13 protein-coding genes are annotated in these 17,948 nt (G+C 59.6%); 9 read left to right on the forward strand and 4 right to left on the reverse strand.

What is annotated here, in order from left to right:
- Positions 1–10 precede the first annotated feature (10 nt).
- Positions 11–3,121: a PD-(D/E)XK nuclease family protein gene (locus ACZ48V_RS08270; protein WP_464538279.1), complete on the reverse strand. Its 3,111-nt coding sequence runs from the start codon at positions 3,119–3,121 to the stop codon at positions 11–13.
- Positions 3,122–3,406: 285 nt separating this feature from the next.
- On the opposite strand from ACZ48V_RS08270, the gene ACZ48V_RS08275 reads away from it, so the two are divergent.
- Positions 3,407–3,907 carry a hypothetical protein gene (locus tag ACZ48V_RS08275; protein WP_464538280.1) on the forward strand — a complete coding sequence of 167 codons (501 nt, stop codon included), beginning with the start codon at positions 3,407–3,409 and terminating at the stop codon, positions 3,905–3,907.
- Between the two features lie 56 nt (positions 3,908–3,963).
- Here the strand turns inward: ACZ48V_RS08275 and ACZ48V_RS08280 are convergent, their stop codons facing one another.
- On the reverse strand, positions 3,964–4,353 hold the full coding sequence (locus ACZ48V_RS08280; RefSeq protein ID WP_464538281.1) for a hypothetical protein: 390 nt from the start codon (positions 4,351–4,353) through the stop codon (positions 3,964–3,966).
- A gap of 314 nt (positions 4,354–4,667) precedes the next feature.
- Here ACZ48V_RS08280 and ACZ48V_RS08285 point away from each other — a divergent pair, with 314 nt between their 5' ends.
- The 4 genes from ACZ48V_RS08285 (at position 4,668) to ACZ48V_RS08300 (ending at position 12,285) form a co-directional block, all read left to right on the forward strand.
- Positions 4,668–5,864 (forward strand): BspA family leucine-rich repeat surface protein, encoded by a 1,197-nt coding sequence (locus tag ACZ48V_RS08285; protein ID WP_464538282.1) that lies wholly within the window; start codon positions 4,668–4,670, stop codon positions 5,862–5,864.
- An 879-nt stretch (positions 5,865–6,743) separates the two neighbouring features.
- Positions 6,744–8,462, forward strand: coding sequence for a BspA family leucine-rich repeat surface protein (locus tag ACZ48V_RS08290; protein WP_464538283.1), 1,719 nt, complete (start codon positions 6,744–6,746; stop codon positions 8,460–8,462).
- A 408-nt stretch (positions 8,463–8,870) separates the two neighbouring features.
- The gene (locus ACZ48V_RS08295; RefSeq protein WP_464538284.1) at positions 8,871–11,483 is read left to right on the forward strand and encodes a hypothetical protein; all 2,613 of its coding nucleotides are present in this window, start codon (positions 8,871–8,873) and stop codon (positions 11,481–11,483) included.
- 508 nt (positions 11,484–11,991) lie between these two features.
- Entirely contained in the window at positions 11,992–12,285 is a 294-nt protein-coding gene (locus tag ACZ48V_RS08300) for a hypothetical protein (RefSeq protein ID WP_464538285.1), read from the forward strand.
- A gap of 57 nt (positions 12,286–12,342) precedes the next feature.
- On the opposite strand, the gene ACZ48V_RS08305 is transcribed toward ACZ48V_RS08300, so the two are convergent.
- The gene (locus ACZ48V_RS08305) at positions 12,343–13,227 is read right to left on the reverse strand and encodes a hypothetical protein (RefSeq protein WP_464538286.1); all 885 of its coding nucleotides are present in this window, start codon (positions 13,225–13,227) and stop codon (positions 12,343–12,345) included.
- A gap of 186 nt (positions 13,228–13,413) precedes the next feature.
- Here ACZ48V_RS08305 and ACZ48V_RS08310 point away from each other — a divergent pair, with 186 nt between their 5' ends.
- From ACZ48V_RS08310 to accD, 4 genes are all read left to right on the forward strand, one after another.
- A complete protein-coding gene (locus tag ACZ48V_RS08310) occupies positions 13,414–14,943 on the forward strand; it encodes an aminotransferase class V-fold PLP-dependent enzyme (protein ID WP_464538287.1) in 1,530 nt (509 codons plus the stop codon).
- 98 nt (positions 14,944–15,041) lie between these two features.
- Positions 15,042–15,464 (forward strand): gamma-glutamylcyclotransferase family protein, encoded by a 423-nt coding sequence (locus ACZ48V_RS08315; protein WP_464538288.1) that lies wholly within the window; start codon positions 15,042–15,044, stop codon positions 15,462–15,464.
- A gap of 30 nt (positions 15,465–15,494) precedes the next feature.
- A complete protein-coding gene (tsaB, locus tag ACZ48V_RS08320; RefSeq protein ID WP_464538289.1) occupies positions 15,495–16,289 on the forward strand; it encodes a tRNA (adenosine(37)-N6)-threonylcarbamoyltransferase complex dimerization subunit type 1 TsaB in 795 nt (264 codons plus the stop codon).
- Between the two features lie 330 nt (positions 16,290–16,619).
- Entirely contained in the window at positions 16,620–17,480 is an 861-nt protein-coding gene (accD, locus tag ACZ48V_RS08325) for an acetyl-CoA carboxylase, carboxyltransferase subunit beta (RefSeq protein ID WP_464538290.1), read from the forward strand.
- 96 nt (positions 17,481–17,576) lie between these two features.
- On the opposite strand, the gene ACZ48V_RS08330 is transcribed toward accD, so the two are convergent.
- Positions 17,577–17,822 carry a hypothetical protein gene (locus ACZ48V_RS08330; RefSeq protein ID WP_464538291.1) on the reverse strand — a complete coding sequence of 82 codons (246 nt, stop codon included), beginning with the start codon at positions 17,820–17,822 and terminating at the stop codon, positions 17,577–17,579.
- Positions 17,823–17,948: the final 126 nt, after the last annotated feature.

The following is a 17,948-nucleotide window of genomic DNA, read 5'->3' on the forward strand; positions in this document are numbered from 1 at the left end:
GGCGCACCGGTCAATCAGGATTGCGTATGCTGTTGTGTAGATGCAGACGGTCGTCGGGCAAGGCGCTTGCCTTATCGCGTTTTTCATGCGCCTTGCGATCTTCCACGAGTGTGTTGAATTGATACCTCCACCCGTCTTTCTCCATAGATCCTTTCGAGGGCACAAACACGCCGCTTCTTGCCATCGCGGATAGCGTCTTGAGGATGCGGTGGCCCCTGGCGGAATAAGCGTCGTTTAGTTCGTATTCGATGCGGCGGCCCATTTCGCGGCGGGTAGCAAAGTAGTAGCCTGAGCGCCTCACGGTCTTGTTCAGCAGCGTCTCAGCGGCCCAGGCGTACAGCAGCCATTGCAGCGACCATCGGTCGTCAGAAAGACCGTCTTGGGGATCAAACTTATCGGATTTTCCGGTTTTGTAGTCCCAGATCTCCAGTGCGCCATTGACCGTGTCGATGCGATCTGCCGAGCCACGGAGGTGCAGCGTGCCGTCGCCGATGGGAAGCACCGCCGGAGGCACGTCGCTGCCATCGAACCCAAAGCTCCACTCGAAGTGTGTGGGCGCCATGCCGGGGGCGGCGCGCTCCACTTCAGCCTGAATGAGAATCTGCGCATCCTCCCAGAGCTGATGTTCGATGATCGCTTCGATGTGCTCAGAGGGCGGACGGCCTCGCTTTTCGTATTGGGCGTGCAGGGCCTCTTTTAGAGACTGACGAAGCGCCTTCTTGTCGTTTGCTCGTGGCATCCGCCCGAGTCCCTGTACGAACCGCTCATAGGCCTCGTGCAGAATGGTGCCGCGGGTCAGAGCATCAAGCCAGCCGCGCTCTTCGAGGACCGGCTCATCGAGTTTGCGCACCCTCAGCACGTACTTGACGAAGTACAGATACGGGGTCTGGGCGAACATCTCCAGGCGTGACGGCGACATCGGGGCGTCGTGGTCCTCCGACAGGAAGTCAAGCTCGGGATAGTCCGAGTCGGGCAGCAGGCCGTCGTACACCGTCACCTTCTTTGAGCGGCGCGCCTGTGTGGCCTCGCGTCCGGCGTTGATGTGCGGATACTGCGCTTTGATCCATTCGGTAGCCGCCGTGGATTCAACCCCATCAGGATCGCAGTGTAGCAAGTCAAGGGTGTCGAGCGCGTCTTCAGGCTCGGGGATGCGGAGTGTATGCGTAGTTTCGTTGGGATGCGTCGCATCGGCACCATTAGAATTAGCCTTGTCTGGATACGTTGCGGCATGCAACCGCTGGTAGAGGGTCGACGGGAAGCGCTCTTCGCTCTTGGCCGGATCGAGATGCTGCATCACAAAAAGGGCATCGCCCGCGTGGCGGTTCAGGGCCTGCGCGTGCATCCACCGCCGAGGAGCCACTCGCTGTGCGTTGCGTGGGATGCGCTCGCCAATAGCTCCCAGTCGATTCCGCTCGGTATCCGTAAACAGCGGATCTTCTTGCAAGGAGACGGCCATCGCCTCGCTATCCATACCCACCACATAGAGGTGATCGCGCCCAGTGTAGCCCGCCGACTCCAGCGGCACCACATGTACGCGTCCGGGACGCGGGGCACGGGCGCCGCCGAACTCGTGGTCCATTACAGCACGTACGGCATCGGCGGCCAGTGAGAGCGGTTGCGCGGTGGCTTCCTGCTCGTCGGCCCCATGCTCGTCGGTGCGCATGCGTTTCAGGTGAGCGAGGAGACGCTCATACGGCTTACGAGCCAGTTCGCTCTCCACGGCCTGCGCCTCTCCCAGATCCTTCGATGGCTTGGGCCCAAAAGTGTCGGCAAACCGGTACAGGTGATCGGCCAGATTGGCGGGCGCTACGTGATGTTCAGGGGCGTCCGGATGCGGGGCGTCGTGAAGCAGCGTGCGCAGCGTCTCGTATGTAGCGTGGTAGCGATCAGCCTTGTCATCCGTCCGATCTTCAGCACGGCGCTTCACTGCACGCAGAATGGAGGCAGCGCCATCGGGACACGTCTGCTCGGCCAGCCAGGTGGCTACGAACTGATCGTGCTGAAACGCATCGTCGGGGCGTGCGCGGTGGAGCGTGAGGTGCCCGGCGCGCAGCAGGTGTACGAGCCCGGCCATATCCTGCGCCCCCGTCAGCCAGTCGAGGTAGGTCCGCAGTGCACGTCCGGAGGGCGTATCCCGAAGGCGCTGCCCAGAGCTCAACGTAGCCGCAATGTCGTGGCGCTGCAACTGTTGCTCGATAAGTCCAAGATATGGATCGGGAGCGGTGTAGGCGATTTCGACGGTGTCGTGCGCATAGCCGCGAACCTGCATGTCTCGCAGCACGGTGCGCACCTCCTCATCGGCCCCGACGGTTCGCGCAAACCGGAGATGCTCTGCATCATCAGGACGCACATCATCGTGCACGGCGCGCCCGGTGGGACCTGGCACAAATGCCTGCACCGGCTGGGCCGTGGCGTGAAGATCGGAGTGGGCTGCAGATGCAGGCGAAGCGTTAGCGGGATGCGGAGCGGCTGCGCCCAGTCGATAGCATGGATGCACACTTGCATCAACGAGCGCATTCACGAAGCGCTCAGCTTGTAGTGGAAGATCTGTCACGTCAAGCAGGCCCACCGCCGTGTACGCACAGGAAGCAACCTGCCCAGCCGACACAATGCGTGTAGCATGCTCCAGCGTGGTGGCCGCGTCGGCGCGGCGGTTCTCATGAAGCAGGTCGGTGTAGATGCGATAGGCCGCGGCCTTGGCCTGTTGGGCCGGTGTCTCTTCGATATGGGACTGATAGAGATCGGGAGAGATGCCGTGCATCCGGAGCGTAGCAAACATCTGAGCCAGCATACGAGCTACCCGCGGAACGGGGGCGCCCTGGGTCAGCTCCTTCCGCTGCTCCTCGGAGAGCATGTAGCAGGCGGCGGTCGCCCATTGCGCCGGATCTTCGAGCGGACGCATATCGGTTTCGCGCTGTACGGAGCGGGCGAGAAGCGCGGCGTAGTTACGGACGGTTGTGCAGGTGAGTCCGGCGGTGGGCTGCGTTCGTGCCAGCGCTGTTTCGAGCGCTTTTCCCACTTGCATCCGAGGCACAAACACGACGGTCGGATCCGGAGCCGTCGTATCCAACAGAGACTGAAGTTGGCGGAGAAGCGGCCCAGATACATTAGAAGAATCCATACAGAACAGGGCGATACGTGGAAGCGAGGGTGCGAATAGATACAAGAGGCCAACGACACACGCCAGATCAGACGGACACTTGGCGTCCGGTAGAAGCGCAAGGCGACATGCGCCGTTGGAGGGGATGTTGATGCGTTTTCTCTTCACACGGGTGTCATGTAAAGAAGGTTCGAGAGAACGGGTGTGAAGGGGTGGAAGGATGGAGGGGGGACGGGGGATGTCCGTGGCGTGCGTGGGAGTGGTATGTGATAATGCGTTTTTACAGATATCAATCTCCCGAATGATATGTCGAACAGTGAGCCTAATACCGAACGCCTGCAGGATGCCTTTTCATGGACGCCGCCCTCTACGACCAGCAAATTTGCACCGGGGCTTGAGGTGCGCGACCCCGAGACCCGCCGCCCGCGCTACCGCTTTGTGCGTGCGCGTTCCTCGGATCCGGCGGAGCGCATACTCTGGTTTGTGAATGAGTCGGATGAGACACTGCCAGTCGTTAGGCTAAATTCCGGCGGCTTCCTGACAGCAGATGACGATGTCATCAATCAAGAAAGCGACGACTGGGTCTACCGCGACGTGAAGCCGGGCGAGGCGGTGAAAGCCGACGTCTATAGCATCATATACGACTCGGACTGGCTCCTGCATGTGGTTGTCAATATTGAACGCCCCAATGGCAAGCGCTTCGCGATCATGCCCTCGCCCGAGAAAGGGGGGCACGGGAGCCAGGTGCTCGTGTGGGACAACGGCGATCTGGGGAAGCGGGTGCAGGAGTTTAAGGAGCTGGAGTGAGGGTGAACATGGGGTCTGGAGGTGTAGAGGTCTCCGTTCACCCCTCCACTATGGATCTACCGAAATCCACCAGGCACCTCCGGGTCGGGATCTTCGTCCAGAGGCGGTGCCCACTCGGCATCGGCCCAGCGGGGGTGCTCCGGGTCGAACGGCGTATCGGGGCCGCGGCGGGGCAGGCGCTCGGTCAGGCCAATCGCCACCTCGCCGGCGGCCTTGAGCGCCTTGTGTCGCTGAAACGCCTCGTGAGCGCAGTGCCGACGGGCCGTTGCCAGAAAGGCCTCCGCCTCAGCAGTCGCGTCTTCCGTAAAGAGGTAAACGTAGTGTTTGTAGAACGCAGGAACGGGGTGAATGCCCATGCCCCACCAGAAGACGATGCCGGTGTAGTCCAGCTCGCGCGCCATCTGAAGCTGTTCGTGCATGGCAAACGAGGGCGTGTGAAGCAGCATGTCGGTACCCGGGGCGTATCCAAAAGCAAACGGCGGATGTGGTGTACAAGCTGATGGGAGCAGGTGGACACGGGGTGTCCGCCAGTGTCGGCAACATTGTATAGGGTACTGAATCCGTCTTTTTTTGATTATACGTCCAGCCAACGTATACATCTTGTCTTCCTTGGCGACCCCGCGCTCGATCACGAATGCCCGGTCATCGACTTGCGGCGCCTGTGCACGGAATCGGACGGAACTGCGCATCACGTGCTCCGAGCACGCGCTCCAACCGTTTTCTCCATATCACTGACTTTTCCTACACGCTTTTAGTTGTTATGCCGCACCCGTTTACCCATCCCGATCCGTTCATCACCGTGTGGGATACGCGCAACATCCGCGAATCTCACAAAACGCGGCCGTACCTCAGAAACATGCTGGAGTCCTCTACCGACCCCGATCAGGTTGCGCTCCCCGTGTATGGCAGTTCCTACACCGTACACTGGATGCGGTGTGACGACCCTGCGCAGCGCGGGCAGGAGGAGGCCGACGGGCCGTTTATCCTTGATGTGCCGGAGCCGGGGGTGTACCGCCTGGCGATCACGGGCGGCATTAAGCAGATCTGTCTCGACAACTATGCCGATGCCGATAAGCTGCTGGAGATCGAGCAGTGGGGCCACACGAAGTGGCGGAGTATGCTGTGTGCGTTTCAGGGGGCGCACAACATGCAGCTATCTGCGACGGATGCGCCCGACCTCTCGTTGGCCGTCGATACCGCAGCGATGTTTCAGGGGGCGCATGCCTTCAATGCATCGCTCAACCACTGGGATGTGAGTAGCATCCGGACCATGGAGTCGATGTTCAAGGATGCCCGCTCGTTCAACCAGGACCTGGACGAATGGGACACCCACGACGTTCGCGATATGACGTCGATGTTTTCGGGGGCAGAGGCGTTTAATGGGGCGGTGCATTCGTGGGATATGTCGCGTGTCCACAGGATGGATGGGATGTTCAACCGGGCCTCCTCCTTCAACCAGCCAGTGAACGACTGGGATGTATCGCAAGTCCAGCACATGGAGGGGGTGTTTAGAAAAGCAACAGCGTTTAATCAGGACCTGGATCGGTGGAATGTGCGGCTGGTGCAGTATTTTAGCTGGTTTCTCGCAGATGCCCGGTCGTTCAACGGCTCGATGTCCGGGTGGGACTTGATGTGCGCGCAGGACGTGTCGCACATGTTTCGGGGGGCCCGGGCCTTCAATCAGCCCATCGGGGATTGGACCTTCTACGAGGATCTCTACACGATGGAGAAGATGTTCAAAGGCGCCCGGTCATTTAATCAGCCCATAGGCGACTGGGCCATCCCAGAATCGGTGAATGTAGATCGGATGTTCGTTGATGCTATGTCGTTCGATCAGGACCTAAGCGGATGGGATGCCGAGCCCGATTCGCCCGCCCCCGATCAGCCGGAGTCGTCGGATTCAGGAGAAGATGATAATTGGCCGTTTGGACCCAGCCCGTTTAGGCAGACGTCGTGATATTGGATCGATGGACGGTGGCCTGTTTTTTCGCTTCTTCGGGAAAGGATGTAACGTGCTTCGCCGATAGGATCCCCTCCATCCTACCCTTCCTCCCCAAGGAGGAAGGGATTGTGGGGAGATGCTCTCAAAGTCCCCCTCAGAGGAGGGGGATTTAGGGGGAGGGATCAGGGGTAGGCCGTCGTTAAGGTGACCGAACACAATAAAGAACAGTAGGATGCGGAATCTGCCTCGCTAAGAAGTTCCAAACGTTGCGCAAGGCCGACAACAAGCAGGGCACACGAAGAAAGCGGTCTTCTATGCCGAGGCCTGGTATCGATACAGAAAAGAATACCATCACCACATCTCGATGAGCTCATAATATTTTTGGGGCTGCTTGAATGAGAAGTGATCGTTTCCGTTCTTGAAGATAATACCAGATGCGAGACTTTGATGTACACGTTTGATTGGAGACCACCCGGGATATCCGCTTCGCTCCTGATCCCGGGCTACGGGTTCACAGCCCATAGCCGGGGATCGCTTGCATCCCCGGCGACACGGAGGCACGTTTCGTCGTCCGCCGACTGAAAACACCTGTATGATGATTCAACGCAGATGGTATAAGTCCTCAGGTTATCCTGACCCCGGTAGACGGACGGATTGCAACGCAGGTCGCTCATGCCCAGCATGTCCGCTGCGCGTCATCCAGAGAGATCCGTACGATCTTATGTAACTTGCATTCTACTGTTGTGAGTTGACCCGGTTGTTGTGTCTCGCAGATGTACTCCTATTGGTGCTTACTAATACCAGTACAACACTACAATGCCATACCTTACGGCTATACTCCCATTAACGGGTCTATCCCGTTCTTCTTGGCTATATCTGACTTCCATTGGATTGATGAGCGCGCTGCTATTATGGATGCTCATGGGACCCAGTGATGAACAGGCACACGACAATCCGGGCTTTACATTGGCCCCGAATGGGGTGACTGTGATTTGCGATGATGCTGAGATCGGAGACACGGATGTGGTCAATGGCACCTCGTACACTAAGCGGACCCGCAACGAAATTACCCCAGAGAATGCCGCCGCCACCTGCACCAGCGGCATTACAGACATGCGCGAGATGTTCATGCAAGTGCATTCCTTCAACCAGGACATTGGGGCGTGGGACGTCTCCAGCGTGACGGATATGGGGCAGATGTTCGCAGGAGCCTGGTCATTCGACCAGGATATCGGGGCCTGGAATGTATCCAACGTCACGAATATGCGAGGAATGTTCAGTTACGCCGTTTCCTTCAACCAGGACGTTGGGGCGTGGGATGTATCCAACGTCACGGATATGGGGTGGATGTTTGCAGGAGCCGAGTCCTTCAATCAGGATATCGGTGCCTGGGATGTCTCTAACGTGACAGACATGAGGGGTATGTTCGGAGGTGAGGATGAGAGAAGAGCGGGCGCCAGGTCCTTCAACCAGGACATTGGGGCATGGGACGTCTCCAGTGTGACGGATATGGGGCACATGTTCAACGGAGCCAGATCCTTTAACCAGGATATCGGAGTGTGGGATGTATCCAACGTCACGGACATGAGCGGCATGTTTCAATACGCCAGGTCCTTCAATCAGGACATCGGGGCGTGGAATGTGAGCGGTACTGTATTAGAGGGGAGCGCTGACATTGAGAGTCGGATGGGCGCGATGTTCGGAAATTCTGGCCTCTCGGCTGCCAACTACGACCGCATACGCACCAAGTGGGCGGAGTTGGCCCGGACCGCTATCCAGGGGGTGTCGGCCAATCCGCACTTCACATTGGCTCCCAACGGGGTCACCCTGATTTGCGATGATGCCGAGATCGGTGACACGGGTGTGATCAATGGCACCCCGTACACCAAGCGGACCCGTAATCAAATTACCCCGGAGAATGCCCCCGTCACCTGTACCAGCAGCATTACAGACATGAGAGGCCTGTTCGCAGGAGCCGAGTCCTTCGACCAAGACATTGAATCGTGGGACGTTTCCAACGTGACGGACATGGGGCACATGTTCTCGGGAGCCGCGTCCTTCAACCAGGATATCGGGGCGTGGGATGTTTCCAACGTGACGGATATGAGCAGCATGTTCGGAGAAGCCTACTCCTTCAATCAAGACGTTGGCGCATGGGACGTCTCCAACGTGACGAATATGAGCGGCATGTTCAGAGGAGCCAGCTCCTTCAATCAGGACATCGGGGCATGGAACGTTTCCAATGTGACGGGTATGCGGTTCATGTTCAGCTATGCCGATTCCTTCAATCAGGATATTGGGGGATGGGATGTCTCCAGTGTGACGGCCATGCCGAGCATGTTCCATGGAGCCACGTCTTTCAATCAAGACATTGGTACATGGGACATTTCCAATGTGACGGACATGGCTTTCATGTTCAACGGCTCCGGTTTATCTACGGCGAACTACGACCGTCTGTTGATCGGGTGGGCGGAGTTGGATCTGAATACGGGTCTTACGTTCGAGGCCGGCGGTATCCAGTATTGTACTGGCAAATCATCGCGAGAGCACTTGGTCGAGGCATACGGCTGGACCATCAACGACGGTGGTGAAGCGTCCACCTGCTCTCCGTGAGGTGACGGTCCCGGCGACCCAGCATCATTTCGAAGCACACTCGCACCTGCGTGCCGTAGGACGGCTTCACATGGACTGGAGACGTTATTCGTGTGTCCGACCTACAGGGAGGGAGGAAGTATCTTGTTCTATGCAACCGAATCCGCGCTGAAGACAAAACAGCGCTGGAGCCTGCTCCTGCGTGCGTGAGACTGCCGATCCCGGAATGCTCCTTTCGCGCGGGCTGCACAGGTATCGGGAGGTGAATGTCCCTGCATCGATGGAGGCAATTAACACGAAGCGAACGGACCTCGTTTTCCCCTAAATCACTACTTGGCATGATCGGACACCTCCTGTCCGGGACGAAAGCGTGGGCATGTAGGAACGGGCAACTACCGCGTGTTCTGCTTCACTGACCTGTTTGGACCCATGCCAGATTCTGCTTCGTCTCTCCCCTCGCTTTCCTCGTTTGACCGCCATCTGCTGGCTGAACGGCTGCGCATCCGGCGGAACGACCAGACGCTGCTGAGTGCAGCGCACGTCCGCGCCAAGGTGGAGCCGCATCAGTGGGGAGCGGTGCGGCAGGCGCTTCAGGGGATCCCGCCCCGTGTGCTGCTGGCCGATGACGGCGATCTGGGGCGGCGCACCCAGGCGATGGCGCTGTTGAAGGAGCTGGCATTGCGTGGACAGGCCGACCGGGTGCTGGTTATTCCAACCAGAGGACACAATGAGGAGGCCACATGGGTGCGCAGCATGCATCACGACTTTGGGCTGGATATGGAGGTCTCCGATCACAACTGGGTCGACGAACATCGACGTGGAAAGGAACTGGATGTGAACCTGTGGAATCAATCTGAGCAGCGGGTCGTCATCCCTCCGGAGATGCTAACATACGGAAGTCAGGGGCGCAATCTGGCGTGTGAGCCGTGGGATGTGGTGATCGTGGAGGATGCGCCGGACCGGCTGGAAGGCCGCGAGGAGGAAGCAAGTCGAGCAGCGTATGCCGCTGAGGCTGTCCGCAACGCCCGGGCCCGAATCTTCTGCTGTGAGCAGCCGCATCGCGAAGGGCCCGAGGCATTCTGGGACCTGATTGAGCTGTTGGATCCGCTCAGCGTATCGGGAGACCGCAAGTCCGGCTCACGTGGTGTGCTGCATCGGATCGTGCGGCGCAGCCCCGCTACCGTAGCAGGCGTGGAATCGGCGCAGCCTGCGATGGTCCGGCATGCCGTTGAGCTGTCAGAGGCAGCGCAGGCGTTTCATAGGGCGGCCACTACGTACATCTCCGATGTATATCCTGTGCTGGAGAACGATATCGACTACACAGCACGAACTTTCACAGAGGGCATGACGGGCGCGCTGCTGGAGCATCCAATGGCTTTTGCTGAGGCGCTACAGGAACGCGTTGACGTGATTAGGGCGGTGCGGGACGTTGCCTTTTCGGAAGAGGCTGAGGCGCTGCTTGCTGGCCCAGGGCGGTCAGAAGGGCTTTCTGCGGAAAAGCGCACGCAGGCACGGGACGAGCTACGCACGGTCGCTGATGTGCACTCCGATGTCATGCTCGATGATGAGTTGAACCGGATCGTAGCGCTTGTGGAGCAGGCGCAGGCGCTCAATCCCCACGCCAAGACCAGAGCCACGCGCACCGTGATCGACGAGATTCTTGCGGAAAGGCCGGATGCGTCGATCATCGTCCTGGCCCGCCAGCCCAGCACCATGCGCGCGATGCAGGCTGCATCCACGGATGCGTCGTGGCATGAGCGGGTTGTGGTGCACGGCACGTTTTACGATGAGGAGGCCCGTGCCGAGGTGCAGTCGGCCCTGGACGCCCGAGAGGCCTCTGTGCTCATCACCTCCTGGGGGGGAGCTATGGGATTGGACCACATACAGGCCGCAACGACGCATGTCATCAATTTTGATCTTGCATGGCATCCAGCCTCTACACGGCACCGGATGTGCACGATGCAGCAGATGACGAGCCGCAGTGACCTCACCTGGCACGACCTGCACCTACCCGGCACCCGCGAGGGGCAGCTCGTTGCTACAATGTGTGAGCACGTGCATCCGCTGTATGAAGTCGCCACGGCAGATTCTACGGTCGATGGCGTCTTCGATAGCCTGGACGCAAAGAGGACGGTTATGGATGCTGTTCGCAACGATGTGCCTGCAGATCAGGCGTCGCAGGGGCTACAGGCCGATCTGGATGCCCGCATTGAGCAGCTACAGATGTGGCAAGACGCTGATTTCTTTACATGTGCCTCCTTTGATGCAAAAGACATGCGTCAGGTGAAGTTGATGGTGGCCACCGCTGAGCGGACGTATGGGGCGTTTGATGAGCGGGCGGCGCTGGTCGCGGCATGTATTGGTCGCAACGGCGGGACATGGACGTCTCATGGCGACGGCACGTACGCGATTGCACTGTATGCAGAGGGGGAGGCAACGCGGTATGCTTTTGATCCCGACACAGCACGCACCGAAGAGGTGGAGTATTTGGGGCCGGGCCATCCGCTCATGGAGACGGCGGCAGAGCGTGTTCTGAAGAGCGAGGTACTCAGCGCGCCAGTGGGCCAAAAGCAGGCGGCGTTTTTAAGTGCGCCCGGCATCACGTTTGTGTATCGTCTGGTGTTTGAGGACGGCAACGGCCGGGTCGTCCACGAGACGCTGTATTCACTGCACGTGCCTGCGGATGGCAGAGCAATCCGTTCAGCGCGTGGCGAGCGCGTGTTGCAGGCCGGTACAGAGGCCTCCAGCGACCACCCGGCGATTGGCACGTTGCGGGCGCAACGCACAGTGCTACAGACGCGTGCCGCCGCGGCTCTTCACGAGCAGGTGCCGATGATTGAAGCGCAACTCGCATCGGCACGACGGGCACGCGCCGGTCAAGAAAAAGAACGACTCGAAGACCGCCCCCCGCATCATGGCGAGCTAATGACGGAAGCAGAAGCTGTGGATATGGGACACCGCTACGCCGCTGTGGACACCCATCGCAGGCTCAATGCACATCCGCCTGTGCTGGTCGGCTGGTGCTATGCAGTGCCGGAGTAGCGAGAGAAAACATCCATTTACTCTTAGAACCTGTTTTGATTTCTTAATTTGGGCTCCGAGCGGCGGCGCTGGACTGGGGCCGAAGGTCATGCCCCTGGTGCAAATTGCCCCCGATGTCGGCCCGTAGCCCGGCTACGAACCGCCATCGTGGTCCAATTTTCGCTTCAGCGGCGCTCGCTCTCGCCTACAAACCAAAACCCAAACAGGCTCTTAGCCGTTCGGGACTTTCACGCCACTATAAAGGAGTGTCTGGAAGGGGCATCTGACTTTTGTCGTGTACTGTCTCTGGAAACTCCTCCGCCACCTTCCACAACAGTTCCAGTAGTATGTTGGGGCTGAAGGCGACGGCTTTCCGCACGCCTGGCGTGTCATCCTGAGCCAGTTTGCTTAGGAGATTGACCGGTGTCTCTGGATGCACGGCTACAGCGCGCCGCTCGCCTAAGTCTTCCGAGACTGCCTGCTGGTGCAGGAGGCAGGAGCGTCCTGCTGTGAAGTTAGGACTTCGCTTTTGCTTGATTTGATCATCCGACAGCGCAAGCCCGCTGTCGTGCATACCGCGCAAGATCGATTCGGCACGGCCTGGGTTAGCCCGCGCCTGGTAGAGATGTTGCCCTACGGCGTGCTCGAGAAGCCTTGCACACGCTGCTGTCGACTTTTTCTGTTACCTGACGTTGCTAATTGGGGCGGCTACGTCCACGTTGCACCCCCGCTCTATCGCATCCACGCGATCACTGAAGAGACCAAAAGCGACGGACGCGGATGGGCCGGATGTGCAGGAGGGATGCCTGCTCCAGAGACGTAGGCAGAAGTGCGTCCTTTCTCATCGAAGCTCACATTCAGTACATCCAACACAGCGCGCTCAGTACAGCGAGGTCGACAGGATCAGCCCGAAGCGCCACGAGGCGACGCTGCGGCTGGGGTCCTGGGCACGTTCCCACGGCTCGGCGTTGCGGAAGGCGCCGCCTACGTTCCAGGCCGTGAAAAAACCAGGCTGCACCACCGGCACGCCCGCAATATGTACGGTAGCCGAGAGGTCGTGGCGGCTGTTGGCGCCGTATGAGCCCCGCGCCGTCAGATTCGCGTATCCGGTAAAGCCAAGCCCCAGAAGGATCGTGTCGCCCTCATACCAGAGCTGCGAGCTGTACTGGTTGAAGACATCCCGGTCCACGCGGGGCATGCTGGGCTCACGTGCCCGTTCGGTCGAGTGGGCATAGAAGGCCCCGGCACGCACCCGCAGACTGAGCGTGCGCGTAAACGCCAGACGCGCATTGCCCGCCAGAGCAATCATGCCGCCCTCAGGCAGAAATGCACCCGGACGCCCCACCTCGGCGTGCTGTCCCAGTACGGCTGTCGTCGTGTTGTCAGATAGCGGAACGCGCCCGCCAACCTCGATCATGATCGGGGAGAAGCGCGGAGTAAGCGCCAGCCCGATGTACGGATTTCCGATCTGCGTGTCTGAGATGTCCTCAGGCGTACTGGTGTTGAGGTAGGCCACCGGAAGCTCGGTTACCAGCTCGGTGCCACGGGTCAGCGATACGGTCCCTGTAAAGAAATATGCTCCGGACAGCCCGTCGATGTCCTGTACGTCTGGCTGCACGGCCTCAACGCCAAGCTGCATGGGCTGGTAGGGGGGGAGCCACAGGTGCTGTGCCTCGGCAGTGCGGGGCAAGAGCAGGCTGCCTATAAAGAGCATGCCCAGCACAGGAAGCATCCAGGAGCGCAAAGAAGAGAGGAGCCAGTTCATGGTCGCTATCGAGGTCGAAACGGCAGTATCTGTCGGTTATATCTGTAGAGATGTAATAGAACGCAGCGTTTGGGCGGATGCAACCCGCGCAGCGCCTCCCGCGCAGAAGTCGTTAGAACTCCACATGGGCAGTCGGTATACAACATTGTCATGTAACGCATCTGTTCACAAATCGGCATACGGCCCATGCTCCATACGCAGAATGCTGCTCCGCTCGCTTCCGCTCCCTTTGCGGCACGCAGGCAACAGATCGAAGCGCTGCGCGACCAGTTTACAGGACTCGACACGTCGTACCCCCGCGCCGACGGCACCACCAGACCCCGTGTCTATCTCGACAGTGCGGCGTCGAATCTGCGTTTTCAGGGCGCCGAGGCTGTCGTCGATGAGGCGATGCAGCACTATGCCAATACGCACTCGCATCTGCACCACGGGGCACGCATCATGACTGAAGCCTACAAGCAGGCCCATGAAACCGTGCGCCAGTTTGTCGGAGCCCCTGAGACCCATACAGCGATCTTCTGTGGCACTGGCGTAACGGGCGGACTCAACCGCATGGCGCGCGTGCTCGCGGCGCAGCGTCCGGAGCGCGACGTGGCTATTACGACGCTCATGGAGCACCACGCTAACGATCTCCCGCATCGCAAGCATATGCGCGAGGTGGTGCACGTGCCGCTGGAGATGGATCCCGATGGCAACGCCGGGCGCGTAGACATGCACGCGCTGCGCGCTGCTATTCAAGAACACGGCGACCGGCTCAATTACGTGGCCGTGACTGCCGCATCCAACGTGACCGGCGTGGTGAACCCGGTCCACGAAATCGCGGCGCTGGCTCATGAGGTTGGGGCGCTTTGCGTGGTCGATGCCGCTCAGTCCGCCGCGCACTTGCCTATTTCTGTCGCCGGAGAGACTCCAAACGAGGCGCTCGACGTCGTGTGCCTGAGCGGACATAAGATCTACGCGCCGGGCAGTCCGGGCGTGATCGTGGCGCGTAAGGACCTCTTCGAACAGCACGAGCCGGAGGTCGTTGGCGGGGGCATTGTCGAGTTTGTGGATGCGAAACGCTACGACGTAACCCCGAGCCTGCCGGAGCGCGAAGAGGCGGGCACGCCTAACTTGCCGGGGTCGCTGCTTCTGGGCGCTACGCTTCGCATCCTGCAGCGAGTGGGCATGGACGTGGTCGAAGCCGACGAGCAGGCGCTTACGCAGTATGCGATGAGCGCCCTTAACGCCTTGCCCGGTCTTACGATCTACGGCTCGCATCGCTTGGAGGTCGCAGAACGCATCGGGGTCATCACGTTCAACCTGCACGACCTTCCGCATGGACTCGTGACGGCCGCGCTGAACGATTATTTCGGCATCGCAGTGCGCAACGAGTGCTTCTGCGCACAGCCGTTCGTGCGGCAGCTTCTGGGTATTGCGGATGCGAAGGGCATCGCGCCATCCGACTGCACCGATGCATGCAGCACCCGCGCACAGCCCGGCATGGTACGCATCTCGTTCGGACTCTACAACACCGAGTCCGATGTCGACGCGGCCGTAGAAGCTCTTCAAGACCTGACGTCGCGTCCGGACTGGTACCGCGAGCGCTACCGGCCAGTAGGCGATGGCAGCGGCGACTGGGTGCATGCCGAGTTTGAGGCGCCTCCTGCAGCGCAGTTCGATCTTCTGGATGCATCCGACCGCTGGTTGGATGTAAACGCACCCGCATCCTCCTGACATAAGTTCCGAATTGGATTCAAAAAGAAGAGCAACCGTGCAGGCCGGACGAAGACGAGAGTACGTAATGCGCACAATGGACGTGTAACACGCGTAGCATGACTAACGCTCCGAATCACCTCATGACGTACGGATCGCTGATGCGTGCAGCCGGCATGCAGCAGAAGCTGGGGGTGGCGCCGCAGCTTGCATTTGAGGGACCGTGCTGCGTGCATGGTCGCCTGTACGATCTGGGCGCCTTTCCGGGGGCAGTACCAGTGGAAGAAGAGGCAGACGAGAACGAAGACGCCACAGTGCAGGGGGAACTGTATCGCTTGCGCAGCACAAACGTGCTCACGCGCATCGACCAGTACGAAGGGTTCGATCCGAACCGCGAGTCCACGTCGCTGTTTGTACGACGTCCCGTCATCGCGAAGCCCATGGACATACGAGCATGGGTTTACTGGTACAACGGTTCTGTAGACAGCGTGCCGGTCGTCGAATCGGGGCAGTGGCCTGCCGGACACCGGGGCGCCACGTAGCTGCGTTTGCTTTCCTTGCTTTTTTACTGCATGAATACCCTTCTCGCTCTCGAAACCGCCGATACGACCTGTGGTGTGGCTGTGTGGCACGACGGAGGATGCCAGGCCGAAGCACATATCCATCGCCCGCGTGTGCACGCCGCACGGCTCACCCCGCTCATTGAAGAGACCCTCGCCCACGCCGACGTGGCGGCCTCTCAGGTAGAGGCGGTTGCCGTATCTGCCGGACCGGGGTCGTACACGGGGCTCCGCATCGGCATGAGTAGCGCGAAAGGGTTCGCAATGGCGGTGGGTTGTCCGCTTGTAACGGTGTCTACCCTTGAGGCGGCAGCGCATGCGCTTGCTCCCTGGGTACTTCCGGGCGACATGGTTGTGGCTGCGCTTGATGCGCGCCGTAACGACGTGTTTGCAGCAGCGTACATTGCAACCGATATCGCCACGGACGGGGTATGGTCAGAGGCCGTGGCGGCGGGGCCATACGACGTGGACGATCTGGCGGATGCGGTCGAGCAGCAGCTGCACGATAGCAGCACCCTGTGGTACACGGGGCCCGGCGCGGCAAAGGCAGCAACATCTATGCAGAGGCGTGTCGAAGAGACGAGGGACCTTGAGATAGAAGGCCATGACGCCGTACCTGATGATGAAGCCGGGCAGCTCCGCAGCGTGCGCGTCGTCCCCCCTGCGCACAGACGTCTATCTGCGCGCGACGTTGCCCGGCGTGGCATCGCACGGGCCCAACAAGGCGCCCTGCAAGATCCCTGCGATGTGGAACCGGCGTACCTGAAAGCCTTTCATGGCACACCACCCGCTAAGAATCTGATTTGATTTCTTATTTTGGGCACCTCAGGACTACTTCCTCCCTGCGGTCGGGGCGCTGCGAGCGGCTCCATTGGGTTGGGGCCGAGGGGCATGCCCCTGGGTGCAACGCCCCCCGATATACTGACGTCAGTCGGGCTGTGCCCGCATGTCAGCCCGCAGCCCCGGGTGTGAACCCCTATTGTGGTCTTCGTTTTGCTCCACCAGTGCGCGCTCTCGCTGTCAAACCAAAACCCAAGCAGGTTCTAAATCGGTATAAATCCTGTAGCAGGCGGTAGACACCGTGCTGATTAGGTTGTATACTGCCTACGCATTCACTCTCACTGACATACTCTTGGCATGGCTTGGTTTCACCGCAAGAAAGCGGGCATCCTCACAAAGCGCGACGACCAGAATGAAGTCCCTGAAGGGCAATGGGTGAAATGTCCAAAAACGGGTGAGATCGTGAACCGCCGTGAAGTGGAGGACAATCTCTACGTGTTTCCTGGGTCGGGCTATCATTTCGGGATGAGCAGCCATCGCTACTTTGACCTGCTCTTTGACAACGACACGTACACCCGGCACGACACGGATCTGTATTCGACCGACGTCCTGGACTTTGAGGACCGGAAACCATATACGCAACGCCTGGAAAAAGCCCAGAAGAAAACCGGTCAGAACGAAGCCGTGCAGTCGGCTACCGGTCCGGTAGGCGGGTACGAGACCTCAATCGCTGCAATGGACTTCTCGTTTATCGGGGGGTCGATGGGATCGGTCGTCGGTGAGATCATTGCGCGAGCCATTAAGCGGGCGTACACCAACGGGTACCCGCTCATCACCATTACGCAGAGCGGGGGGGCTCGCATGATGGAGGGCGCGTTGAGTCTGATGCAGATGGCAAAAACGAGTGCCCACCTCACGCGTCTGGAAGAGGCTGGTCTGCCGTTCATCTCGATTCTAACGCATCCCACCACCGGCGGCGTAACGGCCTCGTTTGCGATGCTCGGCGACTTTCACATTGCAGAGCCTGAGGCCTTGATCGGGTTTGCCGGGCCTCGGGTCATCCGCGAAACCATTGGGTCGGATCTCCCTGAGGGATTTCAGCGCTCTGAGTTTCTGCTTGAGCACGGATTTATAGATATGGTCGTTGATCGGCGTCAGTTGCAGCGACGCGTTATCGCACTGCTTGACCTGATCATGGAAGACAAGCAAGCTGCATAGTTCAGGCCTAACGGTCTACACGTTAGAGTAGCTCAGGCTGCACAGCGCGTGCAGGCCTTGCCCGGTAGCCCCTGTTCCCCCGGAATTATGACCAGGCTATGACCGGGTTTCAGGCGAACCGGATCGTACGTGGGGAGTGTCGACGGTGATTGAAGAAAGCGGAATTGCGGCCGAGTCGCCCCGTGTTGGGGGCGGCGTTTTCGGGTCGTCGCCGTTTCCGGGCGGGGGTCCATCGCCCGAGTCGGAGCGGCCCGTGCCACTTTCGCCCATGCCCAGCAGCACAGGCGCAAGGATGCACGCAAAGACAAGCGTTGGAATCACAACAAAGGCGAAGAAAGTCATGGGTTGTACCGCCGTTTGCAGGGGAATGAGATCATTGTTGCAGAGCGTCTACGTTAAATGAAACCGTCCGTTCACATTAGTGCGCGTAGATTCTACTTTGTTACGACATTTGTTCCGTATCCGACA

Source organism: Longimonas haloalkaliphila, from assembly GCF_055379825.1.

Excerpts from the sequence above, each read along its gene's own strand:
- ACZ48V_RS08270 (WP_464538279.1), bottom strand. The coding sequence starts at position 3,121 with ATGGATTCTTCTAATGTATCTGGGCCGCTTCTCCGCCAACTTCAGTCT.
- accD (WP_464538290.1), top strand. The coding sequence starts at position 16,620 with ATGGCTTGGTTTCACCGCAAGAAAGCGGGCATCCTCACAAAGCGCGAC.
- ACZ48V_RS08285 (WP_464538282.1), top strand. The coding sequence starts at position 4,668 with ATGCCGCACCCGTTTACCCATCCCGATCCGTTCATCACCGTGTGGGAT.
- ACZ48V_RS08290 (WP_464538283.1), top strand. The coding sequence starts at position 6,744 with ATGAGCGCGCTGCTATTATGGATGCTCATGGGACCCAGTGATGAACAG.
- ACZ48V_RS08310 (WP_464538287.1), top strand. The coding sequence starts at position 13,414 with ATGCTCCATACGCAGAATGCTGCTCCGCTCGCTTCCGCTCCCTTTGCG.
- ACZ48V_RS08315 (WP_464538288.1), top strand. The coding sequence starts at position 15,042 with ATGACTAACGCTCCGAATCACCTCATGACGTACGGATCGCTGATGCGT.
- ACZ48V_RS08275 (WP_464538280.1), top strand. The coding sequence starts at position 3,407 with ATGTCGAACAGTGAGCCTAATACCGAACGCCTGCAGGATGCCTTTTCA.
- ACZ48V_RS08330 (WP_464538291.1), bottom strand. The coding sequence starts at position 17,822 with ATGACTTTCTTCGCCTTTGTTGTGATTCCAACGCTTGTCTTTGCGTGC.
- ACZ48V_RS08305 (WP_464538286.1), bottom strand. The coding sequence starts at position 13,227 with ATGAACTGGCTCCTCTCTTCTTTGCGCTCCTGGATGCTTCCTGTGCTG.
- tsaB (WP_464538289.1), top strand. The coding sequence starts at position 15,495 with ATGAATACCCTTCTCGCTCTCGAAACCGCCGATACGACCTGTGGTGTG.
- ACZ48V_RS08280 (WP_464538281.1), bottom strand. The coding sequence starts at position 4,353 with ATGCTGCTTCACACGCCCTCGTTTGCCATGCACGAACAGCTTCAGATG.
- ACZ48V_RS08295 (WP_464538284.1), top strand. The coding sequence starts at position 8,871 with ATGCCAGATTCTGCTTCGTCTCTCCCCTCGCTTTCCTCGTTTGACCGC.